We start from the raw sequence: 16405 nt of genomic DNA, 5'->3' as shown, positions 1-16405 counted from the left end.
TAAATCCCCCACCATAGCAGGCGTCACTGCGTAGGTAGCTGTTCACTGTTTTAAGAATCTCTTCCGGCAGAGGTGCATCAAAATCATCACCTTTCTGGCAGTTTTGGGCTTTTATGTTTGCGGTTCCCAACAAGTAACCTTTTTTTGATACAGTAATGCTTTGTCGATCGCTGGAATCTTTATGTCCCAGGTATCGCTCCCCCAATCGCTCCATCCAGATTTACCCCTCACTGCTCTTGCGCCCATGCAGGATGTGACAAACCTCTGGTTTATGAAGGTCATTGCCCACTACGGCAGTCCTGACTACTTCTTCACAGAATATTTTCGCGTGAATGATACCTCACGGCTCAATCGTAGCATTCTGGCAGCAATCACCGAAAACGACACGGGCCGCCCCGTTTTTGCTCAAATGATTGGCGAAAGCATTCCAGACTTAGTAAGAACAGCACAGGAACTCTGCCGTTATAATATCGCTGGAGTTGACTTGAATATGGGCTGTCCAGCACCTAGAATCTATCGCAAAAATGTTGGGGGTGGATTGCTGCTCTTACCAGAAAAAGTGGATCGGATTTTGGGAGAACTGCGTTCTGCTGTGAATGATCGACCTTTGACCGTCAAGATGCGCGTAGGCTTTGAAAATACAGATACCTTTTACGAAATTCTAGATATGATCAATCGCCACAGCATTGATTTGCTGAGTTTGCATGGTCGCACAGTGAAAGATATGTACCACGGGGCAGTGAAATATGATTTGATTGCTGAAGCGGTCAGACGGGTGGATTGTCCAGTGCTTGCTAATGGCAATATCCACTCGGCGACTACAGCCCTGGAAGTGCTTTCTCAAACGGGTGCGGCGGGTATCATGGTAGGACGCTGGGCGATTGGGAATCCTTGGATTTTTAATCAAATTCGGCAGGCTTTGCGCTCCGAGCCGATCACTCCCGTTCCTTTAGTAGAGGTACGCAACTATATTGATCGTTTATGGCAAACCCCTACAGCACCCACTATGCCAGAGCGAGCGCGGGTAGGCTACCTCAAAATGTTCCTCAACTACATTGCCCTCAGTGTTGACGCTGAAGGTCATTTCCTGCGGCTGATGCGACAGGCGCAAACTGAGGTAGAACTGTTTAACCTGTGCGATCGCGTTCTCCTAGCTGAAGGAACGAAAACTTTAGCCCTAACACCCTCCTTGAGCGTGTAACGCCTGGCAACTATTTAGTTCAGATTTATCAGTAATAAGGTTATACCGTTTCAAGCTGTCTCAATGGACACTTGGTATGCGACAAATAAATTAAGGCGACAATGCAAAAACTCCTTTTTAATGACAGAGATAGCTTTAGAGCGCAAGCCCTATTCCTTGGTAAGAAGATTAACGTACAAAGATTGGAGAATTACGTTTGCTTGGCGGCTATGCCAGTAATGGTTACAGTAGGTGAACACGGCTGTGCGGTACTGCTGGACTATGGTGCAGTTGTCCTGTTTAACCTTGAGCCTGTAGAAAAGGTAGCCTTCTTGACTAAACTATCCTCTCAAGTTAGTGACTCTTTTGCTGAGCCGGAAACAGAAGAGGTGGAAGTTCAGCTCAACGTTGAACAGAGTGAGAAAGTTAAGGAAGGAACAATTTTACTGCATGATTTTAGTGTAGAACGCTTACAGATAGTGGCTGATATTCTCGCTAAGAGTGTTGTGCTGTCTCATTATGAAACTAGCCTAGCTACTGTATTTGATCAAATTGAACCGTTTGCAGCTAGTCTCCTTTCTGAAAATAGGAGTAGACGCCAGAGTCGGGAATTACTGCGTCAACTCGGCACTACATTGTTAGTTCAACATAAGATTGTCGGTCGAGTAGAGATCATTGATAAGCCGGATCTGCTGTGGGAATCCCCACAGCTAGAAAACTTATATCTGCGCTTGGAAGATGAATACGAAATCCGTGAGCGTCACAATGCCTTGGAACGCAAACTAGAGCTCATTTCCCAAACTGCACAAACAGTGCTGGAGTTCATGCAGCATAGCAGTAGCCAGCGAGTAGAGTGGTATGTGGTGATTCTGATTGTGGTGGAGATTCTGCTATCACTGTACGACATCCTTTTCAAAGGCTAACGCTAAACTTGGAGATCGTAAACAATTGCTGGCTTTGACTACCAATCTGTAGTAGAAGTAGCGAAGGCACTGCCGCCATGCACAGCCTGAAACCCTTGCTGTAAAATAGATACACAAAGAAAATTGCTATTTTACCAAAAAACGGAAAAAAAGCTTGTTTTGGCTGTAAGCTGTTGCACTTACAATTTAGCAATGCTTAAAATTTTAATCCATAGCCTCAAACTTTCTCCACGTCAGTTCGACGGGTTGAAAAAGGTACAAAAAAGGCTGAGACTGTATTTAGACGAAAAATACGCATGATGTCGAGCGCGATGGAAAGTATTGTATCTCGGTTAGATGTGAAAAATTTATTAATATTTCCAGGCAGGCAAGATGCCTGCCCCACAAGAAAATACAATTAACCCAACGCTGACTTCAACTCACTCCGCGCTTGTTCCAACGCCTCTGGTAATTTACTCGCATCGCGTCCGCCTGCTTGTGCAAGGTTTGGTCTTCCGCCACCGCCACCACCACAAATTTTGGCGATCGCACCAATAAACTTCCCAGCTTGCAAGCCTTTTTTATTCACCTCTGGACTGAAAGCAGCAACTAGGCTGACTTTTCCTTCTTCCGGAACAGAACCCAACACGATCGCACCATTACCGACTTTTTGCAGCAAGCGTTCGGCTACGGTTTTTAAGGACTCTGGATCAACGTCTTCCATCTTGGCGACGAGAATTTTATAATCGCCAATCGATTCGACTGTTTGCAGCAAGCTATCAGATTTGGCAATAGCTAGCTGTGATTTGAGAGTTTCCAGTTCCTTCTGGGTGGTTTTGAGTTCGTTTTGCAGAGTGGTGATTCTGTCGGGGAGTTCTTCGGGTTTTACCTTAAAGCGATCGCTCAAATCCTTCACAACCTTATCACGGACATTCAGGTAATCTAATATAGCAGGACCAGAAACAGCTTCAATCCGCCGCACTCCCGACGCTACGCCAGCTTCCGAGACGATTTTGAAAACTCCTATCTCCGCAGTGTTACTGACGTGAGTCCCACCGCACAGTTCCATTGATACACCAGGAAAGTCAATCACGCGCACTTCTTCGCCGTATTTTTCCCCGAACATGGCAACAGCACCTCTCGCTTTTGCTTCTGCTAAGGGCAAAGTTTCCACTTTGGCAGAGTGTGCTTCGCCAATCCAAATGTTCACCAGTTCCTCAACTTGCTGCACTTCTTCTGGTGTCAGAGGACGCGGACAGTTGAAGTCAAACCGCAACCTGTCAAAGGAGACAAGGGAACCTGCTTGGGATATCCCTTCATCAACAACTTTCTTCAACGCTGCTTGCAATAAGTGAGTTGCGGTGTGGTTGGCTTGGGCGCGGCGACGATTAGCTGGATCAATTTGTGCGGTCACAGCATCTCCTACTCGGATTGTACCGCGTTCGATGCGTCCGAAGTGAACAAAGAAATCAGATTCTTTCTTCACATCGTGAATTGTCACGAGAACACCGTCACCGGAGATATAACCGCGATCGCCTATTTGTCCTCCCGACTCTGCATAAAATGGGGTTTGGTCGAGGACAATTTGCACTTCTGTCCCTGCTTCTGCTTCTTCTTGGGAAACGCCGCCTACCAACACCACCTCGACTTTAGATGTCGCTATAGCTTGGGTGTAACCTAAAAATTCTGTCGCGTGGATATCCTCTGCTAGCTTGTCGAGAGAACCTTGCACCGTTAAATCGATGGTTTTGTGTGCTTCCTTGGCGCGTTCTACCTGATGACGCATTTCTGCATTGAAACCCGCTTCATCAACGGTGAGGTTGTTTTCAGCAGCAATTTCTTGAGTGAGTTCGAGGGGGAAACCGTAGGTATCGTACAAAGTAAAAGCACTTTCACCGCTGATTTGGGTTTCGCCTTTGCTTTGCACCTGGGCAATGATTTCCTCAAGCAGTTTTTCGCCGCGTTCCAAAGTTCTCAAAAACTGAGACTCTTCGCGTTGCAGTTCCGCTTTGATAGCGTTTTCGCGTTGCCGCACGTTAGGGTATGCTGATTCTGAAAGGGCGATCGCCGTCTCAGCAACTTGGGTGGTAAATTCTCCTTGAATGCCAATCAATCTTCCGTGACGTACAACACGACGAATCAGGCGACGCAGCACATAACCTCGTCCGACGTTGGAAGCGCGGATTTCATCGGCTATCATATGGACGACCGCACGAATATGATCGCCAATCACTTTTAAGGAGACTTTGGTTTTCTCATCAGCCGATTCGTAGTCTATCCCAGCAATATCCGCTGCTTTTTTAAGAATGGGGAAAACCAAATCAGTTTCGTAGTTGTTGGGAACTTTTTGGAGGATTTGCGCCATCCTTTCCAAACCCATCCCAGTGTCGATGTTTTTGTTAGCCAGCGGTGTTAAATTCCCTTGAGCATCCTGGTTGTATTGCATGAAGACGAGGTTATAAACCTCAATGAATCGGCTGTCGTCTTCTAAATCAATATTCTCATCACCGCGTTCGGGGTGAAAGTCGTAGTGTATTTCTGAACATGGACCACAAGGACCAGTAGGACCAGAATTCCAAAAGTTGTCTTCCCTCAAACGTTTAATTCTGGCTTCCGGAACGCCGATTTTATCACGCCAGATTTCAAAAGCTTCGTCGTCTTCCTCAAAGACGCTGACAACGAGATGTTCTGGGGGTAAACCAAAGACTTTTGTTGTCAACTCCCAACCCCAGGCGATCGCTTGTTCTTTAAAATAGTCCCCAAAGCTGAAGTTACCCAACATTTCAAAAAACGTGTGATGCCGTTTGGTGCGTCCGACGTTTTCGATATCATTGGTACGGATGCATTTTTGGGAAGTTGTCGCCCGCTTGAATTCTGGTGTACGCTGTCCTAGGAAAATGGGTTTAAATGGTAGCATCCCCGCGATCGTCAGCAGTACGGTTGGGTCTTCTGGAACAAGGGAAGCACTCGGGAGAATTTGGTGTCCCCGTTGGGCGTAGAAGTCAAGGAATAAGGCGCGAATTTCGTTACCGCCGAGGTACTGGGGATGATCAGACATGGGTATTTACAAAATTAGTTTCAATAACTAAGGATTCGGGATTGGGAAAAGACCTAGTACAGCGCGGCGGAAATAAAGCTACCCTTCGGGTTCAGCAGTCGCCTGCGGAGGGAAACCCTCCCGCAGCGCTGCTTCACCATTTCAAAGCAGCGAAAAGGCAACATGATCAGCTTTTTGACTTTTGACTTTTGACTTTTGACTTCCAAAGCAGCGGTACTAGTCCCCAGTCCCTAGTCCCCATTTTTGCATTTTGTTTCTGTTTGCGACCACTAAGCGTTGCTAAGGTCGTAGCTTGTGTACCTATTATGTTGTGCCACACTCACCTAACTTTGGTAGGATGAGCGAGTGTGCTGACGATTATTAGAATAAAAGCAGAAAAAAAAATCAAAATTCCCTAAAAGAGGTAGATTATGGCATTAAAAATGACAGTACCGAATATTGCCTGTGAAGACTGTGGAGCAACGATTACCGAATCGATCCACACTGTGGAACCTGATGCCAAAGTAGATGTGGATGTCAAAGCGAAAACTGTGACTGTGGAAGCACAAGCTTCTGAAGAGTCCATCAAACAGGCAATTGTCGCTGCCGGTTACACTGTGGAAGGTTATCAACACGGATGAATGATTAAGGATGAATGATGAAGTGTTTTGTAGTTGATTCGTATTTCATCATTCATACTTCACACCTGATTTCCCAGCATCACTGCCACAAAATTTTTGTCAATCTTTGCTCTTTTTAAGTGGCTAGAATGACCTGTTGTTAAATGTAGGTTAAATTGTTAGAGTCAGTTTTTATAAAAAGTTAATATTACGTAGTATTACGTAGTTCTTTGACAAATTGTCAAGCAATATAGGAAAAAGGTTATGGTTTATTGAATATACGCTCTTGTGGGTTTGAAACTGTAACCTGATTGCTGTATACATCTGTACATTTCTGGTCCTAACAGTACAGGTCTTGTTTTGCAAGACCTGCTTATATGGCATATTCTGCCAGCCTGATTTCTCAGTTAAGTTTGCCGAACCGTATTGGTTCCGCTTCGCTAACGACAAAGTTGAATAACTTAATCAACATAGCTTTCGCGTGCGTCTGCACGCTCCCACTCTCACAGCTTTGTCTAGTTTTGACTAGTTCTGTATAGGTTTTTCGGAGCGATCGCTTGTTTTCCTCAAAAAGTTCTTTATGCGAGGAAGAGTTTAGATTGTTGATTTTACCATAATTTCAGAAAAATCTATCTAGAGTATTAGAGAAATCGCTTCATACTTGCATAAAATATTCGGTATTTCTACTGTTTGAAAGAAATGCTTACACGGCAGACATTCTGTATCAGTAATCGAAAGGACAGCGATTGTATAAAGAAAGCTCAACTACCATGAGGTGAAAAACGACAGATTTATGGTAGACATAAGAGTGAAATAATATCAGGGAATAATGAGTGCCCCCCGTTGCCAAAAATATCGGCTGGGGAAAAGGTGTAAAAAACTCAGTACCGGAGCAAACCGCGCTACCAATCAACTCGTATTGTGTCGGGAGTCTGCCCTCAAGAGTAACTGCTTTTGAGTGTAGGAGAGATCAAGGGGGTATGAGTTTTTTGTAGTTCTTAATGTATCGGCACAATCAGTAATCAGGGAGCATCAGTAGATCTAACCAGATATATACCCTTGAAGTTGAAATAGGGCAAAAAGCAGAGCAATGAATATATCTATTCTGGTCTTCGGAGGTGATCATTTTCTCGCCACACTTCCAGATCAGCTCCGTGATGCATCCACTTTTAGCGTAGAAGCGATCGCTAATGTAAATCAGGCGGTGTCACGCATCCAAATCAAGCCGCCTGATGTCATACTGGTACAGGCTAGTTTGCATGGCAGTATGGAACTCTGCCGTTGGTTGAAAGAACAGACAAAGCTATCCTGGATTTACTGTATCCTGGTGGAGGATAATCCCGAGTTGCTGGCTGGCAAAAGTCAGTTTGGCAGGGAATGGGAGTTGGAGATGACTTGTGCTGCACTACGCCAAGGAGCTGATGCTTACATTTGGCAGCTACCAAAGCAAAAAACAGGCAATCCTCCAGCAGAGGAAACTGCCAACGAACAATTATTGCTAGCTCACTTGACTGTAGGCTTGCGTAAGGCACAGAAGTATCGCGATTTGGTGCGGACAAATGATTTGTTGACAGCCATATCCTTAGCTGATTCGTTGACGGAATTGAAGAATCGCCGTGCCTTAGACGGAGAGTTACCCAGGCACATTCAAAAAGCCCGTAGTCATGGAGATGCGCTCTCATTGATGATTCTGGATGTGGACTATTTTAAGAAAGTGAACGATAGCTATGGGCATTTGGTTGGCGATCGCCTGTTGCAGCTTTTATGTCACCGTCTGCGCCACAATCTGCGGTTTGGTGACACCCCTTTCCGCTATGGTGGAGAGGAATTTGTCATTGTTCTAACCAACACCACCTGCGACGAAGCACTGCTGGTGGCGCGTCGTCTCAATCGTATTGTTAGCGAGCAACCATTTGCAATTAACGACAAACTCGCAATCAACATTACAATCAGCGTCGGAACGGCTTGTTTACAACCAGAAGATGATAGCAAGGGAACCAGCTTGTTGGAACGTGCTGATCAATTCCTGTTGCAAGCTAAAGCGACTGGACGTAATCGTGTTGTTGGTTGCAGTCGCCATATGTTCCCTAACGCTTCACATCTTCAGGCTGTTTCTTGATTAGCCTGTGCAATTGCATACGTACACTCTGCTACTGATGCACGTTGTCGCATTGCATTGACTAAAGCTTGATATGCCGCCCAATTTTCTTGCAGCAGCGTTTTGGCTTGCAGGGTACAAAAGCGCTGTTTCTGCTCACAACTTGATGCAGAAAATCCTATATTTGTCAATACCATTGATAGCTTGCTTTTATCATCAACTCCTCCCTCGGAGTTTTTATAAACCAGTGTTTCAGCGGCAATACCTGCCATCCAAATTGTGCAGTAACGGTCAACTATTTGAGCACTGATTGTACCGCGTTCCAGTTGGGATGCTAATTCGCCATCATCAAAGGTCACACCACCTTGCCCTGGTTGTTTTTGTTTGAGTGCTTCCCAAGCACTTAAGGTATAGCTGATAACTGGAATACCCAACAGGTAAGCGACGAGAAAATGTCCTGCTTCGTGGTGAATGATACGTTCTCTGTGTTCAGGTGAAAAACCAGCCAGCGAATCTATAAGTAAATTTCCGCATTTACCTTGTAAACTAAATGCATCGAAAGTTGCTATTCCCAAAACAGCAAAGGTGGCAATTGCCGGGACTGTAGGTGACAAGTGAAACAATGGTCCCAAAAGACTAGACATCGTCATCACAAAAATAGATATTGCTGTTAAATTCAAGGCTGTTTTGCTCATACCACAGATCGTTCAGCTTAATCTTTCTTAACTCTTTTTTTATTATGAGTCGATCTTGGCTGACTAGAAAATAAGTAAGCGGACATAATTAAACGTAGGATGTGTTAGGCGCAGCCGCAGGGCATCAATTCCTTGAGCAGCATGCGTTACTGCCCTAAGCGATTGCGCGATGGCACGGAGTGCCCGCCTGCGGCGATCGCCATCTAATAAGCTGAAAATCCTACAATTTGCACATCATCTTTTAATCAAATTCTTGTAGGGTGGGCTGGAAAGTCCCCCCAAATTGTGCAAACTAAATGCACAATAGCTTACCCGATGGCTAGGAAACTCGTCTGTTTCATAAAGAAATCGGCTTTTTGAATATTTTTTTAGGTGATTTTACTTATAAATACGCAGCTAAAAATTTTCTTATATTTCCGGATAATTTCTTTTTTCTTTGAATTTATTTAGTGTAGAAAATTATCTTTTTAAAGAGTACCCCAAAGGGTACTGCTAAACAAGGTTATAACTTTTTACAATGCAAGTACTAGCCGACTAAAAGTTTCTGATAACTATTTTTAGTCTAATAAGCTAACTTGTTATTGCTATTACCTGAAAACGAAATATTTAAAGTTCTCTTGAAAATTAACTCATTTCCTAATATCAGACACCGAAATCATAGGAACATCGTTATGAAACAAGGCAGAAACACTGTTAACGACGGTTTCAGGAATCAGTTAGAGTCTTACATTTTAACTCATTTTAAAGGCTTTTGGAATCTTGTCCAAAGCAATAACTTTCTGAAGCGGCAGATTAACAAATTTCTAATTAATAGCGCAATATACAAAAGCAAAACCCGTCCCTATCCTTTAAGTACATTAGCGGAATACACGTCTTGGGATTCCTTAACTGATAGAACTTGGAGTGGGCGTCATTTACCACCTGTGAATGTAGATGAGAACAAACTGCCCTCGCTTGAAGAACTCAAGGAGTTGTTCTTAAGAAAAGGTGATACAAATTTGTCTTCTAAATCCACTCTTTTGTTTTCGTATTTTGCTCAATGGTTTACGGATGGATTTTTAAGAACTGACCGCACTAATAATTTAAAAAACACCTCAAACCATGAAATTGATGTCAGTCCGTTGTATGGCTTAAACAAAAAAATGACCGACATCCTGAGGTCACACCAAGGCGGTAAGTTCAAGAGTCAAATGATTAATGGCGAGGAATATCCCCCCTATTATTTTGAGAACGGAGTTGTTAAAGAAGAATTGAAATATCTTTTCAAATCTCCCGATGAAATTCTACCTAAACATGAACTAGAGCCAGCTAAAAAAGAAAAGCTGTTTGCAATGGGTAAGGAGAGGGGCAATGTGCAAATTGGCTACGTGATGATGAACACCCTTTTCTTAAGAGAACACAATCGCATATGTGATGTTCTAGCGGCTCATTATAGTGATTGGGATGACGAGCGACTCTTTCAAACAGCGAGAAATATTGTCATTGTTTTGTTAATTAAAATTGTTCTTGAAGAATATATTAATCATATTGCTCCTTACAACTTCAAATTTTTTGTCGATCCATTATCTTTTACAAATGAAAAGTGGTATCGGCAAAATTGGATGACTCTGGAGTTTAATTTGTTATATCGATGGCACAGCCTAGTACCAAATGAAGTTTATTTGGATAGCCAGAAAATTCCCATAACCGAGACACAATGGAACACGGAAATGGTCACTAGTAGGGGTTTGGGACGCTTGTTTGAGGACGCTTCCAATCAAGCTGCTGGAGAAATAGGTGTTTTTAACACCGCACCCTTCCTGATTGATACAGACTTAAAAAGCATCCAACAGGGTAGGGACGCACGCTTAGCAAGCTACAACGATTACCGCGAATTGTGTCAGTTTCCACGAGTCACCGATTTCGACCAGATTACTGGTAATGTAGAAGCTCAAAAACTGCTGAAACGTTTATACGGTCATGTAGACAACATTGAATTCTACGTAGGACTCTTCGCTGAAGACACGCGCGAGAACTCTGCTGTAGGTGCCTTAATTGGTAGACTAGTAGGGATCGATGCTTTTTCGCAAGCATTAACGAACCCGCTGTTGGCTGAAAATATTTTCAACGAAAAAACTTTTTCACCAATTGGTATGGAAATTATTCAGACAACCCGGAATCTTTCGGATGTTCTACATCGCAATATTCCTCAAACAGACAAACGCTTTAAAGTAACCTTGACCCAAGGTAAATAAAAAGTCAAAAGTCAAAAGAGAAATTATATCTTTTGCCTTTTTTCTTTTGTTGTAGTAAGCGCTGTCTTCGCTAAAGCGCTTACTACGAACCCTTCAAATCAAAATTGATAGACGACTGGGTGCAAGATACGAATTTCTCTTCCCCACTACCCAAAACTGATCTATGCAAACTCAAAAAGGCAAATTAGAACTTGGTAGGGAATATCCAACACCAAACGAGGCGTCTGCTATCGAAGCCATTGAACAAATGACCAGACAGCAGATTGAGCAAAACTATCAAGCAGGCGATCGCCCAGCCCGACGAGATGCTCACGCTAAACATCATGGTTGTGTTCAAGGGGAATTTATTGTTGAAACCAACTTACCGGAAGAAATGAAAGTTGGCGTTTTCAAAGAACCAGGAAAGAAATTTACTGCTTGTATTCGCTTTTCCAATGCTTCAGGAAATGCAGCCCAACCTGATACAAAAGGTGATGGTCGCGGTATGGCTGTGAAACTCTTGGGTGTGGAAGGCGAGAAGCTGATTGAAGACGAAAAGAACACTCAAGACTTTATTTTGGTCAACCATCCTGTATTTCTGATTCGGAATCTCCAGGATTACGTTCAGTTTTTTGCTGCTATTAGAGCAGCAAAGGGTACTATACCATTAAAGTTTTTTATTCCTGGTTTCAATCCATTGAAATGGCGCTTGCAAGAATTGATAATTGCCAGGACAATTCAGAGTAAAAAGATTGTCAGTCCATTGGAAATTCAATATTGGAGCATGACGCCTTACAAATTTGGTGATAGAGCAATTAAATTTTCTGCAAAACCCTCTGCTGAGAATATTTCGGGCAGGGAAGTTGCTAATTCTCACAACTATCTGCGTGAGGCAATGGTCGAGCATTTAAACAGCAAGGGAGCTACTTTTGATTTTTTGATTCAGTTTCAAACAGATGCTGAAAAAATGCCGATTGAAGATTCATCTGTTGAATGGAAATCTCCTTTTCACAAAGTCGCTACTATCAAAGTTCCTCCTCAAAAATTTGACTCTCGCGAACAAATGGAGTTTTGTGAGAATCTATCTTACAATGCGTGGCATTCCTTACCAGAACATCAACCATTAGGTAACACGAACCGCGCTCGCAAGCAAATATATGAATCAATTTCTCAGCTTCGGCATGAATTGAATGGTGTTTCCAAAGTTGAACCTACTGAGGAAGAATTATTTGCACTTTTTGGTAGTAAATAGTGTTCGTGTAATGCTTGTATATTAAAACGATGGATCTATACAAATAAAGTCTGCTTAGGCAGGCTTTTTAGTTTTTATACTCGTTGAATTCCTAGAGATGATATTTTTTTTTCATTGACTCAGTTTATTTACTGAAATTACTATCAAAACCAAAATTTGTCGTTTTGGATTTTAAATTTGAAATTGCTTATCATGGATCTGGACGAACCTACACTGTCCGGAGATACCATGCCAAAACGGCTGATTACAGGGTTAAATAATTTGTTCCAGCGAGATAGAATTGTACGTAACCTAGAGATTTTTCAAGACTTTATCATTATTTCTCTATGCCTTGGTTTATTCTGTGTGATGCTTATACGACTGGGAGATATGTTCTTCTCTTTTTTGCATCCATTGGATTTACGGCAAGTAACATCTGATATCTTGTTCATTTTGATTTTGGTAGAGTTATTTCGCTTGTTACTTGATTACTTGCAAGTACAACAAATATCCGTAGGAGCAGCAGTGGAAATTACCATTGTTTCTGCTTTGCGAGAAGTAATTTTACGCGGTGTCCTCGAAATTCCTCGTGATCAAATTTTTGGAATTTCTGTATTTTTAGTCGTTTTAGGGGTAATTTTTGTCGCTTTACCTTGGGTATCTCATGTTTTGGAAAACACTAGAATTAGTAACTCCGAAAAAATAGAAGGAAAAACGCGATCGCTGGCTGAAAATCCCCTACCTTCTGATTAGTAAATCTTAAGTAGGGTGCGTTACGGCTTTAGCCTAACGCACCATCTTAATGGCGGTGCGTTAGGCGCTCATGTCATATTTGTCGTTACAAATCATATCTAAAAGCTGCGCCTAACACACCCTACAAGAATTTTATGTTTACTTTATAAATGACCTCTTACTACCAACTTTCGTTTCAGGCATACATAACGCTACGAACTTGTGAAATTTTTTACTTAGTGCTTACTATGTATCCCTCAAAGTTCCCTGGGCGGACTTTTACCGTTTTATGTTCAACAAAATTGCTCTATACTTAAAACTAAAATACTACATCTGCTATATAAAAAAATAAAAAAATTAATTTTAATTCCTGCGGAACATTCCGGATAGAAATTGCGACAGGGTGAATGAAAACGCTGCCAGATGTTACAAAGCCTAAAATCTGATGAAGTACTTAGGTGAACTGTGCGAAAAAATACATTATTTGCTCTATTTATAAGTTTATCTCTGGCTACAACTCCCCTACTGGTAACTGCCCAAACAGTTGATCAGTTGTATCAGCAAGGTGTTACCGCCCAAAATGACGGTAATTACTCACAAGCCGAAGCGATATGGCGTAAAGTCTTGCAACAGTTCCCCAAAGATGGGACTGCATACTTTTATTTGGGAAAAGCGCTGTATTTTCAAAAGAAATTGGATGAGGCAGTTGCCGCATACAAGAAAGCTATCCAACTCAACCCCAACAATGTTCGCGCTTACATTGGTTTAGGTTTGGCGTTGAATGACCAGAAGAAATTTGATGAGGCGATCGCAGCGTACCGCAAAGCGATCCAAATCGACCCTAAATATTCTCTTGCTTACGAAAACCTGGGTTTAGCGCTGTATGACCAGAAAAAGGTGGATGAAGCAGTTGCAGTTTTCCGCAAAGCAATCCAAATCGACCCTAAAAATTCTAATGATTCCGGTAACGCGGAAAATATACCCACAGATCCAAAAAAGCTGGATGCTACGGCTTACAACAATCTGGGCGATGCGCTGTATGACCAGAACAAACTCGATGAAGCGATCGCCGCCTACAACAAAGCCATCCAACTGATCCCCAACTATGCATCGGCTTACAACAATCTGGGCATTGCGCTGAGGAAGCAGAACAAACTCGATGAAGCAATTGCCGCCTACAACAAAGCCATCCAACTCAACCCCAACTATGCATCGGCTTACTACAATCTGGGCATTGCGCTGAGGAACCAGAACAAACTCGATGAGGCAATTGCCGCCTACAACAAAGCCATCCAACTCAACCCCAACTATGCATCGGCTTACAACAATCTGGGCAATGCGCTGAGTGACCAGAAAAAACTGGATGAGGCAATAGCCGCCTACAACAAAGCCATCCAACTCAACCCCAAGGATGCTGATGCTTACTACAATCTGGGCAATGCGCTGAGTGACCAGAAAAAACTCGATGAGGCGATCGCCGCCTACAACAAAGCCATCCAACTCAACCCCAAGGATGCTACGGCTTACCACAATCTGGGCATTGTGCTGAGTGACCAGAAAAAACTCGATGAAGCAATCGCCAACTTCAACAAAGCCATCCAACTCAACCCCAAGGATGCTGATGCTTACATCTACCTGGGCATTGCGCTGTATAACCAGAAAAAAGTCGATGAAGCGATCGCCAGCTTCAACAAAGCCATCCAACTGGACCCCAACGATGCTAATGCTTACATCTACCTGGGCATTGTGCTGGCTGACCAGAAAAAACTGGATGAGGCGATCGCCGCCTACAACAAAGCCATCCAACTCAACCCCAACTATGCTACGGCTTACAACAATCTGGGTAATGCGCTGAGTGACCAGAACAAACTCGATGAAGCGATCGCCGCCTTCAACAAAGCCATCCAACTCAACCCCAACTATGCTGATGCTTACTACAATCTGGGCAAAGCGCTGTTCTTTCAGAACAAACTCGATAAGTCAATTGCTGCTTTAAACAAAGCTATCCAACTGAACCCCAACTATGCTGATGCTTACAATGGTCTGGGCAATGTGCTGAGCCAGCAGAACAAACTCGACGAAGCGATCGCTGCTTACCAAAAGGCACTGAATTTACCAGAGGATAAGACTGGAACTCCAACTACTGCTCATACTTTGGCTCACAATAATTTAGGTTTAACACTCCAACAGCAAGGAAAATTAAAAGAAGCAATTTCAGAGTATGAGAAAGCTGTTGCCATCGATCCAAATTATGTCTATGCCAGTAACAACCTCAAAGAAGCACAGCGGTTATTAGGAAAAAGCGGTAACGTTGCTGAAGCATCGGATGACAGAGCATGGTTGCCCAAGAATGAGCCATCTTTGCCCATTTTACGCCCTGTGGTATTTATCACCGCTGAGTTTAACACCCGCGAAAGACTGGGAAATGAAAACGGTGCGGGTATAGTCATCAAGCGAGAAGGAAATCGGACATTAATCGTTACCAATCGCCACGTCATTTTTGATAAGGATGCTAATCAACAGGGTAAAAATATTCAAGTCGAATTTTTCAGTCAACCGCCTTCTGGTAAAGTCAGAATGCGGCGAGATGCCAAACTCTTGGTCATGACGCCTCCAGATGATTCCATGGATTTAGCTGTTTTGGAAGTCATTGGCAACCTACCAGAAGATATCAAACCCTTACCCACTTCTCAAAACCCCATCCATCGGGGAATGTCCATCCGGACGATAGGTCATCCCTTCGACCAAGTTCCCTGGTCAAGGGATTCAGGAGAAATTAGCAGCCACAGCAATCAACAAATTCTGATATCAGTCAAAGGCGCAATTAAAGCAGGCTATTCTGGTGGTCCCGTCATTAACTCGCAGAATCAGCTTTTGGGTATCATTGTTGAACGCGACTCTGCTAGTGGACTAGCTTTTGCCTATCCTATGTCTGTGATTAAGGAAAAACTGCGTAATTTGGGTCTAAAAGCGCTATGAACTACAAAATCTTTTTCACAAGCTTATTGCTCCTGAGTTTCAGCTATCTTCCTGCCCAAGCTTCCTGTCGAGAAGGCAACCCTCGCTCTACAGAATATATCCGTCGCAACCAACCAAACCGTTGCGAAGGTATCCAGCGAGAAGCCATTAGCGGGAATAGCCTGCGTTTGATTTCCATCGCCATCCGCAACATTCCTAGCTATGGCGAAACTCTCCTCATGCAAATTCCTCGGATAAATGACGGTAGCAACCCACAAGTCAAGCTGCAATCTTTAGAGAAAAATTATCAATTAGATAACCCTTCCCTGTCTCCCAATAGTTCTGGCTATAGCTTCAGTTGGGATACTTACGTCCTTAAGAGAGAAGACATACCAGCAGATAGCCTCCGCGCCTTAGCATATTTCAACTTGGGTTCCTCACCAGTACATATACCTGTGATTCTAGGAGAAACTTCTGGCAAGTATGAATTTGTTTTCTTTACTCCCAGTCGTGCTAAATTCTCTACATTTGAAATCCTGCGCGATGGAAAACGAGTTTACAGCAGTCCGCTTAATAATGCTCGAAGCGGTGAAATTGTCTTTAACTGGGATGGACGCAATGCTCCTGCTGGACGTTATGAACTGCACATTGTTGCTAATATCGAGCCAAAAGGTCAACCTGCGCAACCATTTGAGCGGAGATTTGTTTTTGAACACAACCCAAACTGGCTGAAATAGCT

At 43.2% G+C, this 16405-nt stretch carries 12 protein-coding genes; 9 read left to right on the top strand and 3 right to left on the bottom strand.

The window, feature by feature from the left end; all coding sequences use genetic code 11:
* Nucleotides 1-214 (bottom strand): hypothetical protein (locus ACM0OZ_RS40410; RefSeq protein WP_414588503.1); only part of this gene is annotated, 214 nt, incomplete at its 3' end.
* Between ACM0OZ_RS40410 and ACM0OZ_RS40405 the strand changes: the two genes are divergently transcribed.
* A complete protein-coding gene (locus tag ACM0OZ_RS40405; RefSeq protein ID WP_414588501.1) occupies nucleotides 182-1201 on the top strand; it encodes a tRNA-dihydrouridine synthase family protein in 1020 nt (339 codons plus the stop codon). The two genes, ACM0OZ_RS40410 and ACM0OZ_RS40405, sit on opposite strands and share 33 nt — an antisense overlap.
* Before the next feature lie 101 nt (nucleotides 1202-1302).
* Complete coding sequence (locus ACM0OZ_RS40400; RefSeq protein ID WP_414588499.1) at nucleotides 1303-2103, top strand: RMD1 family protein; 801 nt, start codon at nucleotides 1303-1305, stop codon at nucleotides 2101-2103.
* 397 nt (nucleotides 2104-2500) lie between these two features.
* Here the strand turns inward: ACM0OZ_RS40400 and alaS are convergent, their stop codons facing one another.
* Nucleotides 2501-5140 (bottom strand): alanine--tRNA ligase, encoded by a 2640-nt coding sequence (gene alaS / locus ACM0OZ_RS40395; RefSeq protein ID WP_414588498.1) that lies wholly within the window; start codon nucleotides 5138-5140, stop codon nucleotides 2501-2503.
* A gap of 410 nt (nucleotides 5141-5550) precedes the next feature.
* Between alaS and ACM0OZ_RS40390 the strand changes: the two genes are divergently transcribed.
* The gene (locus ACM0OZ_RS40390) at nucleotides 5551-5760 is read left to right on the top strand and encodes a heavy-metal-associated domain-containing protein (RefSeq protein WP_414588497.1); all 210 of its coding nucleotides are present in this window, start codon (nucleotides 5551-5553) and stop codon (nucleotides 5758-5760) included.
* Nucleotides 5761-6829: 1069 nt separating this feature from the next.
* Entirely contained in the window at nucleotides 6830-7858 is a 1029-nt protein-coding gene (locus tag ACM0OZ_RS40385; protein WP_414588496.1) for a diguanylate cyclase, read from the top strand.
* On the opposite strand, the gene ACM0OZ_RS40380 is transcribed toward ACM0OZ_RS40385, so the two are convergent.
* A complete protein-coding gene (locus ACM0OZ_RS40380; protein ID WP_414588494.1) occupies nucleotides 7843-8532 on the bottom strand; it encodes an ATP-dependent Zn protease in 690 nt (229 codons plus the stop codon). The two genes, ACM0OZ_RS40385 and ACM0OZ_RS40380, sit on opposite strands and share 16 nt — an antisense overlap.
* A gap of 671 nt (nucleotides 8533-9203) precedes the next feature.
* Here ACM0OZ_RS40380 and ACM0OZ_RS40375 point away from each other — a divergent pair.
* From ACM0OZ_RS40375 to ACM0OZ_RS40355, 5 genes are all read left to right on the top strand, one after another.
* Complete coding sequence (locus ACM0OZ_RS40375; protein WP_414588493.1) at nucleotides 9204-10766, top strand: peroxidase family protein; 1563 nt, start codon at nucleotides 9204-9206, stop codon at nucleotides 10764-10766.
* A 163-nt stretch (nucleotides 10767-10929) separates the two neighbouring features.
* On the top strand, nucleotides 10930-11997 hold the full coding sequence (locus ACM0OZ_RS40370) for a catalase family protein (protein ID WP_414588492.1): 1068 nt from the start codon (nucleotides 10930-10932) through the stop codon (nucleotides 11995-11997).
* A 228-nt stretch (nucleotides 11998-12225) separates the two neighbouring features.
* Nucleotides 12226-12729 carry a phosphate-starvation-inducible PsiE family protein gene (locus ACM0OZ_RS40365; protein WP_414588505.1) on the top strand — a complete coding sequence of 168 codons (504 nt, stop codon included), beginning with the start codon at nucleotides 12226-12228 and terminating at the stop codon, nucleotides 12727-12729.
* 444 nt (nucleotides 12730-13173) lie between these two features.
* Complete coding sequence (locus ACM0OZ_RS40360) at nucleotides 13174-15687, top strand: tetratricopeptide repeat protein (protein ID WP_414588491.1); 2514 nt, start codon at nucleotides 13174-13176, stop codon at nucleotides 15685-15687.
* Nucleotides 15684-16403, top strand: coding sequence for a hypothetical protein (locus ACM0OZ_RS40355; protein WP_414588488.1), 720 nt, complete (start codon nucleotides 15684-15686; stop codon nucleotides 16401-16403). The genes ACM0OZ_RS40360 and ACM0OZ_RS40355 overlap by 4 nt, the downstream gene beginning before the upstream one ends.
* The last annotated feature ends 2 nt before the right edge of the window (nucleotides 16404-16405 follow it).

It is taken from the genome of Scytonema sp. PCC 10023 (assembly GCF_963920835.1).
GTDB lineage: Bacteria > Cyanobacteriota > Cyanobacteriia > Cyanobacteriales > Nostocaceae > Kalymmatonema.
Note: the sequence above shows the minus strand (reverse complement) of the source record. Positions and strands in the feature narration are given on the sequence as shown.